The following is a 15,304-nucleotide window of genomic DNA, read 5'->3' on the forward strand; positions in this document are numbered from 1 at the left end:
GCACGATGTTCGTACCCGGTCAACGCTGGATCTCCTCCGCCGAACCCGAGCTTGGCCTCGGCACCGTGCTGCGCGTCGAAGGACGCGGCGTGCAGGTGCTGTTCGCCAAGGCCGGCGTGCTGCGCCCTTACGCGATCGACTCGGCGCCGCTGCTGCGCGCCGAGTTCCGCGCCGGCCAGCGCGTCGCCGGCAAGGGCATCGCGTTCCTGGTCGAGCGCGTCGAGATCAAGGACGAGCTGCTGATCTACCGCGGCGAAGGCCGCGAACTGCACGAAGGCCAGCTCGACGACGAACAGAGCGTGAGCCAGGCCGACGACCGCCTGATCGGTGGGCGCACCGACAGCGTGGCGCAGTTCGAGCTGCGCCTGGAGGGTCTGAAGCGGCGCGCCGAGGCGCGCCGTTCGCCGATGTGGGGCCTGGGTGCCGCGCGCATCGGACTGGTGCCGCACCAGCTGCGCGTGGCCGGCATCGCCTCGGCGCGCCGCCCGCCGCGCGTGCTGCTGGCCGACGAAGTGGGACTGGGCAAGACCATCGAGGCGGGCATGATCGTCGCGCGCCAGCTCGCCACCGGCCGCGCCTCGCGCGTGCTGCTGCTGTTGCCCGACACGCTGGTCTACCAGTGGTTCGTCGAGATGCTGCGCCGCTTCAACTTGAGCTTCGCGATCTACGACGAGGAACGCTGCGAAGCCCTGGAGCAATCCGGCGACGCCGGCAACCCGTTCGAGGACGAGCAACTGGTGATCGCCGACTTCGGCTTCCTGGAAAGCTCGCCGAAATACACGCAGCAACTGCTGGACGCGCCGTGGGACCTGCTGGTGGTGGACGAAGCGCATCACCTGGCCTGGTCGCCGGAAGCCGCCAGTCCGCGCTACACGATGGTGGAGCAACTGGCCGCGGCGATCCCCGGCGTCATCCTTCTCACCGCCACCCCGGAACAGCTCGGACGCAGCGGCCACTTCGCCCGCCTGCGCCTGCTCGATCCGCAGCGCTACCACGATCTGGACGGCTATCTGGCCGAGGCCGACACCTATCAGGCGCTATCGAAGATCGCCGACCGCCTGCTCGACGGCCAGCCGTTGGATGCCGGCCAGCACGCCGCGCTCACCGAGGCCTTCCACGGCGATGCGACGCTCACCGCACTGCTGGCCGATTCCACCAGGCCGGCCCATGCGCGCGAACTGCTGGCCGCGCTGATCGACCGCCATGGCACCGGTCGCGTGATGTTCCGCAACAACCGCGCCGGCGTCGGCGGCTTTCCCAAACGCCTGCCCGAATGGCACCTGCTGGACGCCGACACGGTCGACGACAGCACACGGCAGGCGCTGCTGGCCGAGTTCCACGCCGACATCCAGCAGCCGCCGGCGCTGATCGAGGTCGACTACGCCACCGACCCGCGCATCGATACCCTGATCGCCCTGCTGGAGAAACATCCGCAGGACAAGTTCCTGCTGATCTGCCGCAGCCAGGCCAAGGTGCTGGCGCTGGAAGAAGCGCTGCGCACGAAGAGCGGCGTCGGCGTGGCGCGTTTCCACGAAGGTCTCAGCATCGTGCAGCGCGACCGCAACGCCGCCTATTTCGCCCAGCCCGACGGCGCGCGTTTGCTGCTGTGCTCGGAGATCGGTTCGGAAGGCCGCAACTTTCAGTTTGCGCACCGGCTGGTGCTGTGGGATCTGCCGCTGGATCCGGACCTGCTCGAACAGCGCATCGGTCGGCTCGACCGCATCGGCCAGAAGCACGACATCGCCATCCACATCCTCGCCGTGGCCGACAGCGCCCAGCACGTGCTGGCGCGCTGGTACGACGAAGGCGTCGACGCGTTCCGCCTCAGCCCGGCCGACGGCCGCGAACTGTTGCGCCGCTACGGCGAGCCGCTGACCCGCCTGGCGGACGAGCACGCCCGCGGCGACGACAACCGCGATCAGGAACTCGACGCCCTGCTCGCCGAAACCCGCGCCAGCCACGAGCAGATGGCGGCACTCATCCGCGGCGGCCGCGACCACCTGCTGGAACTCGCTTCCAGCCGCGACCCGCACGCCGACGAATTGCAGCAGGCCTTCCGCCGCGACGACCATGATCCGGGCCGCGACGCCTTCGTGCAGCGCCTGCTGGAGGCATTCGGCATCCACGCCGAGGAGCTCGGCGCGCAAGTGCTGCTGCTCGACCCGCAATACCTCTCCACCGACGCCCTGCCCGGCTTCGCCGAAGGCCCGCAGTCGGTCACGTTCTCGCGTGAGGTGGCGCTGTCGCGCGAGGAGCTGCCGCTGCTGCGGCTGGACCTCCCGCTGGTAGCCGGTGCGCTGGATCTGGCGCTGTCCGGCGAACAGGGCAATGCCGCCTTCATGGTCGACGACGTGCTGGCTCCGCGGACCGCACTGCTGCAGGCGGTTTACGTGCTCGAATGCGTGGCCGATCGCCGGCTCGACGCCGAGCGTTTCCTGCCGCCCTCGCCGCTGGTGGTGACCGTGGACACCCGCCTGGTCGAACGCGCCGACTTCACGCCCAGCGACACGGCGCTGCGCAAGGCCAACGACCGCCACATCGAGGTGGCACGCTACCGCAAGTTCCTCGGCAAGCTGGTGCCGCCGATGCTGGAACGCGCCGAAGCGCTGGCCAGTACGCGCGCGCAAGCGCACATCGACGACGCCGTGGCCGCCGCCACCGAATCGCTGGACAACGAACTCTCGCGGCTGCTCGCCCTGCGCACAGTGAACCCATCGATCAGCGACACCGAAATCGCCGCCGTCACCGACGAGCGCCACGCCCTGCTCGGTGCACTGCCGCAAGCGCGGCTGCGACTGGACGCCGTGCGTTTCGTCGTCAGCGCCGACTTCCTCGCCCTGCGCTGACCCGCCTGCGACGCCGGGCGGGCACCGCCAGCCCGGCGCGTCCGCCTTTGCGATCCCCGATTCCCGGATCTACAGCATCAGCCGCCGCTGCGGCTTGATCGGCAGCTTGCCACGCCAGTACTGGATCAGCACGATGCCGCCGACCATGCCGCCGAGATGGGCGAAATGGGCCACGCCGGCCTGGGTGCCGGTCACGCCCAGCACCAGCTCCACCGCCGCATAGCCGATCACGAAGATCCATGCGGGGATCGGCACTGGCAGGAAGATCAGCATCATCTTCTCGTGCGGATACAGCATGCCGAAGGCCAGCAACAGGCCGAAAATCGCGCCAGACGCGCCCAGCGTGGGATAGAAGCCATGGGTGAACCAGTGCACCACGATCAGCTGGGCCACCGCCGCCACGACTGCACAGACAAAGTAGTAAATGATGAAATTGCGCGCGCCGAAGGTGCGCTCGATGGTGCCGCCGAACATGAACAGCGCGAACATGTTGAACGCGATGTGGGTCAGGCCGCCGTGCATGAAGGCGTAGGTCACCAGCTGCCACGGGCGAAAGCCGATCGAGGCCAGGCCCTGCGTGGTCTGGAACACCTGGTCGGCCCCCCACGGCCACAGCGCGAAATACTGCAGAAAGACCTCGCCGAAGAACTGTTGCAGCAGGTAGACGACGATGTTGGCGATCAGCAGGTTGCGCGTGACCGGCGGCAGATCAAGGGGCATCAGGCGGTTCCGGGGAAGGGGCTCGACCCCAAGCGTAACGGCGCGCGCGCCCGGCCGCCATGCAGGCGATGTCGCGGGGGTCCGATCGGCCCATGGCGCCGGCCATAAAAAAGCCGCCTTGCGGCGGCTGCAGAACGTACCTGTGCAGGTACTCAACCCTTGTTGTTGGCAGCGAGCGCCATCGCCTCCGGCCGCTTGGCACCGGCGAAACGCTTGGCCCAGTAACCGTCGTCCAGGCTGGAGATTTCCACCGACTTGCCGGCGCTCGGCGAATGGATGAAACGTCCGCCGGAAATGTAGATGCCCACATGCGAGATGCGGTGACGGCCATGGGTGCGGAAGAACACCAGGTCGCCCGGCTTGATGTCGGCGCGATTGATCTTGACCCCGGCCAGGAACTGGCTGGCGGAGGTGCTCGGCAACTGCAGGCCGATCGCGTGCGAGAACACGTAGCGCACGAAGCCGCTGCAATCGAAACCGGTGGCCGGATTGCGGCCGCCGCGCACATAGCGGATGTCGCGCAGACCCATCGCCGCGGCCAGCAATGCCTTGCGCAGGTCGGTGATGTTCTGCGTGGCGACGCGGGCTTCCGGAGTCCGGGCAGTCGTGATCGCCGGCTCGGCCGCAGCCGCCTGCGTGTCCGCCGCCTGGGGCAGCAGGTCGCTGGCGTTGTCGGGCAGTACCGACTGGCTCAGGCGAACGGCCGGGCTGAAGCTGGGGAGCGGCTGCAGCAGCGGCGCGGCCACGCTAACGGAAGCCGATGCGCTGAAGGCAGTGTCGAGATTGGCGGCGCGAAGGGTTCCGGAAAACAGCAGCGCAGGCACAAGCGCAGCAAGCACGATCAATCGCTGGGTTGGCATGCAGGAAAATCCCGGATATTCACGGAGTTGGCCATCACCGCAAAGCGGCAACGACGTGACTGAGCCGTGAAAATACCAAGCCAGGGCCCCTCGTATGTTGGATTGAGGTTAAGTGAACCCTGCCGTTTCGGTATTTCGGGACGCACCGCACATTTGACACAAGTTGATGATAATAAAAGGATTTACTTGCCATCTGACGACTCGGGCCAGTAGTGCGAGTCCGGATAGGGTCGCCGGCCGAAGATCGCGGTGCCGATCCGCACCTCGGTCGCTCCCTCGGCGATGGCGAGCGGAAAATCACCGCTCATGCCCATGGAAAGTTTCGGCAAATCATGCCCTTGCAAAACCGCCTGGTCGCGCAGCTCGCGCAACCGATGGAAGCAGCCGCGCACCTCGACCGGATCGGTGGAGTGGATCGCCAGGGTCATCAGGCCGCGTACGCGCAAGGTGGCGTAGCCGCGCAGGGTGTCGAGGAAGCCGGGCAGCTGTTCAGGCGGCAGTCCGTATTTGCTGGGCTCGGTGGAGGTCTTCACCTGCACCAGCACGTCGATCGCCCGACCCTCGTGCTGCAGGCGGCGATCCAGCGCCTCGGCCAGTTCCAGGCGATCCAGCGACTGCACTTCGCTGGCCAGCCGCGCCACGTCTTTTGCCTTGTTGGTCTGCAGGTGGCCGATCATCACCCAGGCGATGCCGCAGTCGACCAGCAGCGGTGCCTTGTCGCGGATCTCCTGCACCTTGTTCTCGCCGAAGCGATGCATGCCCAGCGCCACGCCCTCGCGGATCAGCTCCGGACCGAAGGTCTTGCTGACCGGCAGGATGGATACCTCGGCCGGGTCGCGGCCGGCGGCCCGGCAGGCCTCGTCCACCCGGCGCCGGATATCGGACCAGTTGGCGGCGAGGTGGGAATGGGTGGTCATCTTGCGGACTCCGCGGGAGAAAAAGGAGTGAGAAATGAGGAGTGAGAGATGAGCGGACGCGTGCGATGCGGCTATCTCTCACTCCTCACTACTCACTACTCACTCCTCGCCCTCAGCCTTGCGCGAAGTGCTTCGCCACCACCTCGGCCACCACCATGCTGACCTTCTTGCCGGTGGGAATGTGCAGGAACTCGTTCGGGCCGTGCGCGTTGGAATGCGGACCGAGCACGCCGGTGATCAGGAACTGCGCCTTGGGGAATTTCTCGCCCAGCATGCCCATGAACGGGATGCTGCCGCCTTCGCCCATGTAGGTGGCCGGCGCGCCGAAGTAGTGCTGCGAGGCATCGCTGACCGCCTGCTCCAGCCACGGCGACAGTGCGGGCGCGTTCCAGCCCGAGCCGTCCTTTTCCAGGGTGAACGTGACCTTGGCGCCGTACGGCGGGTCCTTCTCCAGCAACTGCTTGACGAACTCGCCGGCCTTGGCGCCGTTGAGCGTGGGCGGTACGCGCAGGCTCAGCTTCACCGCGGTGAACGGGCGCAGCACGTTGCCGGCGCTTTCCAGCGGCGGAATGCCGCCGATGCCGGTCACCGCCAGCTGCGGGCGCCAGGTGCGGTTGAGCACCAGCTCGGCAAGGTTCTTGGTGACCGGCTGCATGCCCTCGGCCCACGGGAACTTGCTGTAGATGTCCTCGCCCAGCACTTCGGCCGACAGTTTGGCCTGGTCGATGCGCTGCTGCGGAATGTCGACGTACAGCTCCTTCGGCTTGATCGTGCCGGTGGCAGGGTCCTCCAGCCGCGACAGCAGCTCGCGCAGGATGCGGAAGCTCGACGGCACCACGCCGGACGCATCGCCCGAATGCACGCCCTCTTCCAGCACCTGCACGGTGAGGTTGCCGCCGGTCATGCCGCGCAGGGACGTGGTCAGCCACAGTTGGTCGTAGTTGCCGCAGCCCGAATCCAGGCACACCACCAGCGACGGGCTGCCGATGCGCTCGGCGAGGTGATCGACGTAAAACGGCAGGTCGTAGCTGCCCGATTCCTCGCAGGCCTCGATCATCACCACGCAGCGCGCATGCGGAATGCCCTGCTCGTGCAGCGCCAGCAGCGCGGCCAGCGAGCCGAAAATCGCATAGCCGTCGTCGGCGCCGCCACGGCCGTACAGCTTGTCGCCCTTGAGCACCGGCGTCCACGGACCGAGACCATCAGCCCAGCCGGTCATCTCCGGCTGCTTGTCCAGGTGGCCGTATAGCATGACGGTGTCGTCGCCCTGGCCGGGAACTTCGATGTAGATGAGCGGCGTGCGCCCTTCCAGCCGCACCACTTCCAGCGAGGCACCCGGCAACTGGCTGAGCTTGGAGCGCGCCCAGGTTTCCATCAGCTTCACGGCCGCATCCATGTAGCCGTGCGCCACCCAGTCCTTGTCGAACATCGGCGACTTGTTGGGAATGCGGATGTATTCGACCAGTTGCGGCACGATCTCCGCATCCCACAAATCGCTGACGAAACGGGACAGGCGGCTGGTATCCATGGGCAACTCCAACGTGGCGAACAATCGCTCATTGTAGCAGCGCACCCGCGGCGGCACCGACGTCGCGGGCGGCCGTCGCCCACACGAGCGGGGGCGCAAGCCGCACGTCGGGGCAACCCGGGGTCCGGCTGCGCGGCCATGCGGTGGCGCGCATGGTGAGGGCGCGGCGTCGACCGCCGCGATCCACCCGCCAACCCGCCATTTCACGGAGGAAAGACCATGTTCCACAAGCTCGCCGCCATCGCCCTCGCGCTGGGCCTCGCCGCCCCGGGGCTGCTGTTCGCCGCCACGCCGGTCAACATCAACAAGGCCGATGCCAAGGTCATCGCCAAATCGCTCGACGGGATCGGCGCGACCCGCGCCGAGGCCATCGTGGCCTGGCGCGAGGCGCACGGCCCGTTCAAGAAGGCCGACGACCTGAAACATGTCAAGGGCCTCGGCAAGGCCACGATCGAGCGCAACCGCAGCGCGATCCTGTTCGCCGACGACGGCGCCGCCGGCAGCGACACCGCCGCCGTACCCAAGCCGCGACGCGGCAAGACGGCCGCCAGCGAGTAATCCCGGCGGCGACGGGCGCAAGCGGTGCGCGCCCTGCACCGCTTGCGCTACACTCGCGCGCCGCATCCGCCGCCACGCCGACATGATCCTCCCGCGTTACCACATTGCCGCCTCCGCCATCGCCGGTGCCGGCAAGGGTCTGTTCCTCGACGAGGCGGTGGCCGCGGGCCGCATCCTTACAGCACCTGACGGCATCGAACAGACCTACCGGCAGGCCGACATCGAGGCCTCCGACGCGCTGCGCAGCTTGTGGCACGCCAGCGCACGCTGGTTCGAGGACCGCTACACGCTGACGCCGGAATGGCCCGACGAGTGCTTCATCAACCACAGCTTCACGCCGAACGGACTGTGGCACCTGGGTTTCGTGTTCGCCTTGGCGGACCTGCCCGCCGGCAGCGAAATCACCGTGGATTACCGCCACCTGCTGCCTCCCGGCCAGGCCGAGGACTTTGTCGATGCGGCCACGGGTGAGACAATAACGGGGTTGTCCTGGCAAGAGAGCCTCGTCAGCAGTACCCGCGCCCTGGCCGAACTGCTGGCTCCCGCTCGATCCGGGTCGTGATGGTTGATGGTGATGGTTGAGATTCCTACCCTTGAGACGCCGCGGTTGCGCCTGACCGCGTTGAGCGAACGACACTTCAACGACTACGCCGCGATGCTGGCCGATCCGGACAGCACCCGCTGGGTGGGCGACGGCCAACCGCTGGACCGCACCAACGCCTGGCGCTCGCTGGCGATGCTGTTGGGCCACTGGCAGTTGCGGGGTTTCGGCATGTGGGCGCTGGAGCTGAAGGAGACCGGCGAGTTCGTCGGCCGCGCCGGCCTGATGTATCCGGACGGCTGGCCGGACCTGGAGCTTGGCTGGATGCTCAAGCCGACGCATCGCCACCAGGGCTATGCCACCGAGGCGGGCAATGCGACGCTGGATTTCGCCTGGACCCAGTTGCGCGCGCCGCGCGTGATCAGCCTGGTGCGCATCGGCAACGAGGCCTCCGACCGGCTGGCCGAGCGGCTCGGCGGCGAACACATCGAGAACATCGACTTCTACGGCAGCAACAGCCACGTGTTCGCCTACTACCCGCCGCATCGCGAACGCCACCGCGCCTACGCCTGAGCGGACGTCAGTAGACGTCGCGGCGATAACGCCCCTGCTCACGCAACTGCGCGACCTGTCCCGCCCCCAGCACGTCGCACAACGCCGCATCGACGCCGGGGGCCAGCCCGTCGAGGCTGCCGCAGACGTAGATCGCCGCCCCCTCGTCGACCCAGCGCCGCAGCTCGTCGCCGGCTTCGCGCAGACGCTGCTGCACATGGATGCGCTCGCCCTGGTCGCGCGACCAGGCAAAATCGGCGCGCTCGATGGCGCCTTCGCCGATCCAGCGCTCGATGTCTTCCCGGTGGAGGAAGTCGTGCGCACGATGACGCTCGCCGAACAGCAGCCAGTTGCGCGTCCGGCCGACGGCGATGCGCTGCTTGAGCAGGGCGCGCAAGGCGGCCAGGCCCGTGCCATTGCCGATCAGCACCAGCGGGCGCGCATCGCGAGGCGCATGGAAGTTGACGTTGCTGCGCACGCGCAGCGCGATCTCCGCGCCGATCGGCGCGTGCTCGGTAAGCCAGCCCGAGCCCAACCCGGGATAGCCACCACGCGCACGCATCCGGCGCACGATCAACTGCAGCGCGCCGTCCTGCGGCAGCGAGGCGATCGAGTACGCGCGATGCGGCAGCTGTTGCAATATCGCGGCGACGCCTTCCTCGTCCAGGCCGTCGACCTCGCCCGGCTCGGGCAGGCGACAGCGCGCCAGCAAGGTCGCCAATGGCAGCCGCTCCCGGTGCCCGAACGGCACCACGACGCGGCCATCCAGCCCCCGCGCCGCCAGCCATGCCGCCACCGCTTCGGCAGCATGGCAAGGACCGATCTCGGCCAGGTCGCCGGCCTGCCAATCGGCACGACCTTCCAGCGGCTTCATCGCCAGATGGAAGCAGGGTTCACCCACGCTGCCCGGATTGAGCAGGCGGCGCTCGACCAGTTGCCAGCGCTGGTATTTCGGCGCCTGCCAGTCCGGCAGATCAGGCGCGCCGCCGAGCATGGCCAGGTGATGCTGCCAGTGGCGCAGGCTGGCGTCGTCCTCGCTGTCCACCTCAACCGGATCGAACAGCGCCTGCGCGCCGCTGGCCTGCAGCCAGCGCTGGAGCTGGCGGCCGAAGCCGCAGAAGTCCTCGTAGTCGCTGTCGCCCAGGGCCAGCAGGCCGTAATGCAGGCCGGCCAGTGACGCCGGCTGTTGCATCAGCTTGCGGCTGAACATCTGTGCCATGTCCGGTGGCTCGCCATCGCCGGTGGTGCTGACCACGAACAGCACGCGGCCGGCCTGGCGCAGGTCGTCCAGCGCCAGATCGCCGATGCCGATCATGCGAGTGGGCAGACCGGCCAGTTGCAGGCTCTGCGAGGTCTGCCGCGCCAGTTGTTCGGCGAAACCGGTCTGGCTGGCGTACACCACGCGCAACATCGCGTCCGCGGGCCGAGCCTCGATGCTGCGGATGTCGCCCGCATCGCGCGTGGCGGGCGACTCTGAGGCCGCCATGTCCGTCACGGCGACCGGCCGGCGTGGCGCGGCATGACGCCGAAAGCGCAACAGGCCGAACAGATCCAGCGCCGAAATGGTCCAGTGCCACGGGTACAACTGGCGCGTGCAGAAGGTACCGCGCTGCAGTTGTGCGTTACCGACAGAAGAGGTGGGTTGATTCATGGCGATCCGTGTTCCGCGCGCCAGCCCTTCCCGCGGCAACTTGCGTGGGCGCGAAAGACGGAACCGGCGCGGTGCCGGGCAAATGATCCGGTCGCATCATTAGACAGTAAACAAGAATCAATCGCAATACGGCACGTCGGGGAACGCAGCATTCCCCATGGGCGAAATGGCTGCCCCGACCCATGAGCAATGCACCACGGACGCGGCGCCACACACGCCAGCGCTATCGTCCGGCGTGATACAAACGGGTACCGCGCGCCCCCTCGCAACCGCCGTGCCCGCGCCGGCAGTCAGCTCAACCCGATCTGCTTCATCGCCTTGCTCTTGATGCCCGCGAAGAAACCCTTCTTCGCATGCGTCCCCTTGTTGCTGCTCAGCCCCTCCAACTGCAGGCGGGAACCCATGATGTTCTTGTTGGCGATCTTCAGCAGCGGGTCCATCTGCTTCTTCTTCATCAGCTCGACCTTGTCCATCCAGCCCGGCAGGCCGATGTCGGCGATGAACATGTTGGCGACCGCCGAGGTGTCGGCGCAGGTGAGCAGGTAGCAGCCGAGGATCGGGCACTCGCCGAACACCGTGAGATCCAGCGTGTTGGGCGCCGCCAACCGCTTGTTGCCGGCACGCATGTCCTTGATGTCCAGGCCCAGCGAGAACAGCTGGAGGCCCAGGCTGGCCAGCGTGTTGGCCACGCCGATCGCCGCGGTAGTGGCCGTGCCGAAGTCGGCGAACAGACCGCCGATCTTCGCTCCCGTCGCCACCGTCTGCTGGCCCAGTTTCACCGAGTGCTGGGCCAGGTCGCGCTTGATGATCGCCTGGATCGCTTCGGCCGCCGCACTCGGATCACCCATGCGGAAGCCATTCTTGTATTCGTCGCTCTTGTAGAGGTTGTAGCCGTCCTGCGCCACCGCCTTGCCCGCCTTGGCCAGCCTCACCGTGCTGGTGACCACGCCGAGGTAGGGCGTCACCTCCGACAGCAGTTCGTGCAGCACCTCGCCGCCGATCGCCTCGATCACGTCGTGGATGTTCTCCACGTCGGCGCATTCCACCATGAAGTTCTCGAACGCCTCCTTCATGCCCGGCACGCTGGCGACCTTGCTTGCCGTGCTGCCGCCCTTGGCAAGCTTGTCGACGCCCGACTTCAGCTTCTTGCCGGACGACAGCAGCGACTTGCCCGACGACAGCATGCTGGCACTGCCGAACTTGAGCTTGGTGCCCCCGAACATGTTGACGACGAGCTGGCGGCGTGCGCGCGCCAGCTCGCCCATGGCTTTGAATTCGCCCGAGCTCAGCGGTTTGGAGGGCATTGGTCTGGTCCCTCGTTGAGGCTGACGATATTGCGCAGCGGCGCCATCATGGCTTCGTGCATTGGTCGTAATCCGTACTGGCCGGATGGGTCATCTTCAGCGAGCCACAATACAGCGAGACTGCCGCCCATGCGTAAGAGTCAGCGTTTTCAAGCCGGTCCACGAGACTGAGCGAAAAGTAGGTTGGATCGTCTGCATATGCATGATCCTCCGTATTGAAATATTTGTGTGTTGCCTCATGCACGATGGTCTGTGCATAGCTGATGGGCGAGAAATTGAGATGCTTTACGAAGGACACGTGTATTTCGCCGTGCCGGAAACCGCACGTGATGCCGTTACCCCAGCGCGCGCTCCTTGTTCTCCACGTTGTTGGATCGAGCGAGGTTTTCTCCGGCGATACATAGCCAAGGGCGGAAATGGTGCCGGGCGCCTTGGCAACACCTGATTCCAGATCACGGTTGTTGGCATCTATGTCGATGAGGTAGATGCCGGTATTGAGGTGGAAGCTCAGGCTCAACATGTTCTTGCGGATCTTCTCCAGCACCCATCGGCGGTCTTTTTCGAACACCGCGCGCGGCGAAAAGGACTTGTTCACGACGTTGTCTTTCAGGTACCCACCCTGCGTGTCTCCCGCCACCAGACCAAAATGGGTGGCGAGCACCTGTTGAAACAGCGCCGACTCCTTCTTGCGCAGAAGCACCACCGCGGCGAATTCGTCGTTGGCCTTGCGCACGATACGTCTGGCGCGGCTCGCCGCTGCGATGATCGATGCTTTCATCGCATCACTTGGATAATTCGCGCCCGCCGCGGGCTTCTTGTAACCGATGACCACGCCCGGCGAAAGCACTTCCATGTGATCCGTGAAACCACGCCGTGGATCGGCAGGCACATGCATTCCGAGAGTCTTGCGTACGCCGACTTCCGCCTTGCGCACGAGAGTGCTGGGTTTCGTAAAGCCGTTCATGCGGTAATCTCCTGAAGACCGACCGATTGATGATGTGGCCGAGTGGATCCGGCCAATTCTTTGCCATCACAACTGCACGAGAGTCGGTACAAAGCGGCGTGCATTGCTCGCGCACGTCAACCGAACGCGTAAGAAAAATCTCCGTCCGCCACGTCTACCCGCACCTTCGCAATCTCCTCTCCCGCGATCATCTTGCTCAGGAAAGCGCGCGAAATATCCGGCAGCATCGAGTTGGTCAAGATCGCATCGATCATGCGGCCGCCCGACTCGGTCTCGGTGCAGCGCTCGACCACCAGCTTCACCACGTCCTCGCTGTACTCGAACGGGATCTTGTAGCGGGCCTCGACGCGCTTCTTGATGCGGTTGATCTGCAGCTTGACGATCTTGCCCAGCATCTCCGGGCTCAGCGGGTAGTACGGGATCGTCACCAGGCGGCCCAGCAGCGCCGGCGGGAAGATCTTCAGCAGCGGCTCGCGCAGCGCCTTGGCCATGCCCTCGTGATCGGGCATCAGCTCCGGGTCCTTGCACAGGCCGGCGATCATGTCGGTGCCGGCGTTGGTGGTGAGCAGGATCAGGGTGTTCTTGAAGTCGATCTGGCGGCCCTCGCCGTCTTCCATCACGCCCTTGTCGAACACCTGGAAGAAGATTTCATGGACGTCCGGATGGGCCTTTTCCACCTCGTCCAGCAACACTACCGAATACGGCTTTCGACGCACCGCTTCGGTAAGCACGCCACCCTCGCCATAACCGACATAGCCCGGAGGCGCGCCCTTGAGCGTGGAGACGGTGTGCGCCTCCTGGAACTCGCTCATGTTGATGGTGATGATGTTCTGCTCGCCGCCGTACAGCGCCTCGGCCAGCGCGAGCGCGGTTTCGGTCTTGCCCACGCCGGAGGTGCCGGCGAGCATGAACACGCCGATCGGCTTGTTCGGGTCGACCAGGCCGGCACGCGAGGTCTGGATGCGCTTGGCGATCATCTCCATCGCGTGGTCCTGGCCGATGACGCGCTGGCCCATCAGCTTGGCCAGGTTCATCACGGTCTCGACTTCGCTCTTGACCATGCGACCGACCGGGATGCCGGTCCAGTCCGAGACCACCGAACCCACCGCCTGCTGGTCGACCGAGGCCAGGATCAGCGGATGCTCGCCCTGCAGCTCGGCCAGCTGGCCCTGCAACTCCTGCAGTTCCTTCAATGCAGCAGCGCGATCATCCCCCGCAAGGGCAGCCTCTCCCGCCGATGCCTCCTTTGCTTCGGCAACCTGGTTGGCCGACTCTTCCAGCGCACTGCCGGTGCCTTCTACCGGCGCCGAAGAACCGCGCAACTTCGAGCGGATGTCGAGGATCTTCTCGACCAGATCCTTCTCCTTGATCCAGTTCGCCTCCAGCGTTTCCAGTCGTGCCTTCTGCGTGGCCAGCTTCTCGTTGGCGGCGTCTTCGCGGGCAGTGACGTTCACGCCGACGTTCTTTTCGCGCGCGATGATGCCCAGCTCGGTCTCCAGCGCCTGGATGCGCTTGCGGGTGTCGTCCACCTCGGCCGGCACGGCGTGCTGGCTGATCGCCACGCGGGCGCAGGCGGTATCGAGCAGGCTGACCGACTTGTCCGGCAACTGGCGCGCGGGAATGTAGCGGTGCGACAGCTTCACCGCCGCCTCCAGCGCCTCGTCGAGGATCTGCACCTTGTGGTGCTTCTCCATCACGCTGGCGACGCCGCGCATCATCAGGATCGCCTTCTCCTCGCTGGGCTCGTCGATCTGCACGGTCTGGAAGCGGCGGGTCAGCGCGGGGTCTTTCTCGATGTGCTTCTTGTACTCCGCCCAGGTGGTGGCGCCGATCGTGCGCAGGTTGCCGCGCGCCAGTGCGGGCTTGAGCAGGTTCGCCGCGTCGCCGGTGCCGGCCGCGCCGCCGGCGCCGACCAGGGTGTGCGCCTCGTCGATGAACAGGATGATCGGCTTGGTGGACGACTGCACCTCCTCGATCACCTGCTTCAGGCGGTTCTCGAACTCGCCCTTCATGCTGGCGCCGGCCTGCAGCAGGCCGACGTCAAGCACGCGCAGTTGCACGTCCTTCAGCGGCGGCGGCACGTCGCCGATGGCGATGCGCATGGCAAAGCCCTCGATCACCGCGGTCTTGCCCACGCCGGCTTCGCCGACCAGCATCGGGTTGTTCTGGCGACGGCGCATGAGGATGTCGACCAGCTGGCGGATCTCGTCGTCGCGACCGACGATCGGGTCCATCTTGCCGTCGCGCGCCTGCGCGGTGAGGTCGATGGTGAACTGCGCCAGCGCTTCCTGCTTGCCCATCTGTGCCGGCGACATCGCGCCGCTGGCCTCGCCCGGCGCGCTGCCACCGCCCATGCGGAAACCGTCGTTCGCATGCTGCCCGTCCTCGGGTGAGCCGCCGACCACCTCGGCGAACTTTTCCACCAATGCTTCGGGCTTGATCTTGTCGAACTCGGCCGAGATGTTGACCAGCGCGTTGCGCAGATTGCGCGTGCGCAGGCAGCCGACGATCAGGTAACCGGTGCGCACCTGCGCCTCGCCGAACATCAGCGTGGCGAACACCCAGCCGCGCTCGACCGCTTCCTCGACGTTGCTGGACAGATCGGAGATGGACGAGGAGCCACGCGGCAGCCGGTCCAGCGCATCGGTGATGTCGCGCGCCAGGTTCGACGGGTTGAGGTTGAACTGCTTGACGATGCGGTGCAGGTCCGAATCCTGCAATTGCAGGATCTGGTGGATCCAGTGCACCAGTTCCACGTACGGATTGCCGCGCAGCTTGCAGAACACCGTCGCGCTTTCGATGCACCGGAAAGCGAGCTTGTTGAGTTTCCCGAACAGCGCGCCGCGACTGATCTCGGCCATGT

General features: G+C 66.3%; 12 protein-coding genes. 4 read left to right on the top strand and 8 right to left on the bottom strand.

The features are described from left to right. The first annotated feature begins 5 nt into the window (after nt 1–5). Nucleotides 6–2,846: an RNA polymerase-associated protein RapA gene (rapA, locus tag ACVCMB_RS06620; protein WP_395119612.1), complete on the top strand. Its 2,841-nt coding sequence runs from the start codon at nt 6–8 to the stop codon at nt 2,844–2,846. Nucleotides 2,847–2,915: 69 nt separating this feature from the next. Here rapA and ACVCMB_RS06625 read toward each other — a convergent pair whose 3' ends face one another. From ACVCMB_RS06625 to ACVCMB_RS06640, 4 genes are all read right to left on the bottom strand, one after another. Continuing rightward, nucleotides 2,916–3,566: a rhomboid family intramembrane serine protease gene (locus ACVCMB_RS06625; protein WP_447099990.1), complete on the bottom strand. Its 651-nt coding sequence runs from the start codon at nt 3,564–3,566 to the stop codon at nt 2,916–2,918. A gap of 152 nt (nt 3,567–3,718) precedes the next feature. Continuing rightward, the gene (locus ACVCMB_RS06630; RefSeq protein WP_395119614.1) at nt 3,719–4,426 is read right to left on the bottom strand and encodes a C40 family peptidase; all 708 of its coding nucleotides are present in this window, start codon (nt 4,424–4,426) and stop codon (nt 3,719–3,721) included. Nucleotides 4,427–4,608: 182 nt separating this feature from the next. Further along, a complete protein-coding gene (locus tag ACVCMB_RS06635; protein ID WP_447106476.1) occupies nt 4,609–5,343 on the bottom strand; it encodes a YggS family pyridoxal phosphate-dependent enzyme in 735 nt (244 codons plus the stop codon). A 112-nt stretch (nt 5,344–5,455) separates the two neighbouring features. Further along, nucleotides 5,456–6,871 carry a M20 family metallopeptidase gene (locus ACVCMB_RS06640; protein WP_447098414.1) on the bottom strand — a complete coding sequence of 472 codons (1,416 nt, stop codon included), beginning with the start codon at nt 6,869–6,871 and terminating at the stop codon, nt 5,456–5,458. 219 nt (nt 6,872–7,090) lie between these two features. Here ACVCMB_RS06640 and ACVCMB_RS06645 point away from each other — a divergent pair, with 219 nt between their 5' ends. From ACVCMB_RS06645 to ACVCMB_RS06655, 3 genes are all read left to right on the top strand, one after another. Further along, on the top strand, nt 7,091–7,429 hold the full coding sequence (locus ACVCMB_RS06645; RefSeq protein ID WP_447106477.1) for a ComEA family DNA-binding protein: 339 nt from the start codon (nt 7,091–7,093) through the stop codon (nt 7,427–7,429). An 82-nt stretch (nt 7,430–7,511) separates the two neighbouring features. Further along, a complete protein-coding gene (locus ACVCMB_RS06650) occupies nt 7,512–7,991 on the top strand; it encodes an SET domain-containing protein-lysine N-methyltransferase (RefSeq protein ID WP_447106478.1) in 480 nt (159 codons plus the stop codon). 12 nt (nt 7,992–8,003) lie between these two features. Beyond that, nucleotides 8,004–8,543, top strand: a complete 540-nt coding sequence (locus ACVCMB_RS06655; RefSeq protein ID WP_447098411.1) for a GNAT family N-acetyltransferase — start codon at nt 8,004–8,006, stop codon at nt 8,541–8,543. Nucleotides 8,544–8,550: 7 nt separating this feature from the next. Here the strand turns inward: ACVCMB_RS06655 and ACVCMB_RS06660 are convergent, their stop codons facing one another. From ACVCMB_RS06660 to tssH, 4 genes are all read right to left on the bottom strand, one after another. Then, nucleotides 8,551–10,173: a sulfite reductase subunit alpha gene (locus tag ACVCMB_RS06660; protein WP_447106479.1), complete on the bottom strand. Its 1,623-nt coding sequence runs from the start codon at nt 10,171–10,173 to the stop codon at nt 8,551–8,553. 290 nt (nt 10,174–10,463) lie between these two features. Continuing rightward, nucleotides 10,464–11,477, bottom strand: a complete 1,014-nt coding sequence (locus ACVCMB_RS06665) for a hypothetical protein (RefSeq protein ID WP_447106480.1) — start codon at nt 11,475–11,477, stop codon at nt 10,464–10,466. Nucleotides 11,478–11,523: 46 nt separating this feature from the next. After that, nucleotides 11,524–12,441, bottom strand: a complete 918-nt coding sequence (locus tag ACVCMB_RS06670; RefSeq protein WP_447106481.1) for a hypothetical protein — start codon at nt 12,439–12,441, stop codon at nt 11,524–11,526. Between the two features lie 116 nt (nt 12,442–12,557). After that, complete coding sequence (gene tssH / locus ACVCMB_RS06675; RefSeq protein WP_447106482.1) at nt 12,558–15,302, bottom strand: type VI secretion system ATPase TssH; 2,745 nt, start codon at nt 15,300–15,302, stop codon at nt 12,558–12,560. Nucleotides 15,303–15,304 lie beyond the last annotated feature (2 nt).

Source organism: Rhodanobacter sp. UC4443_H10, assembly GCF_052978325.1.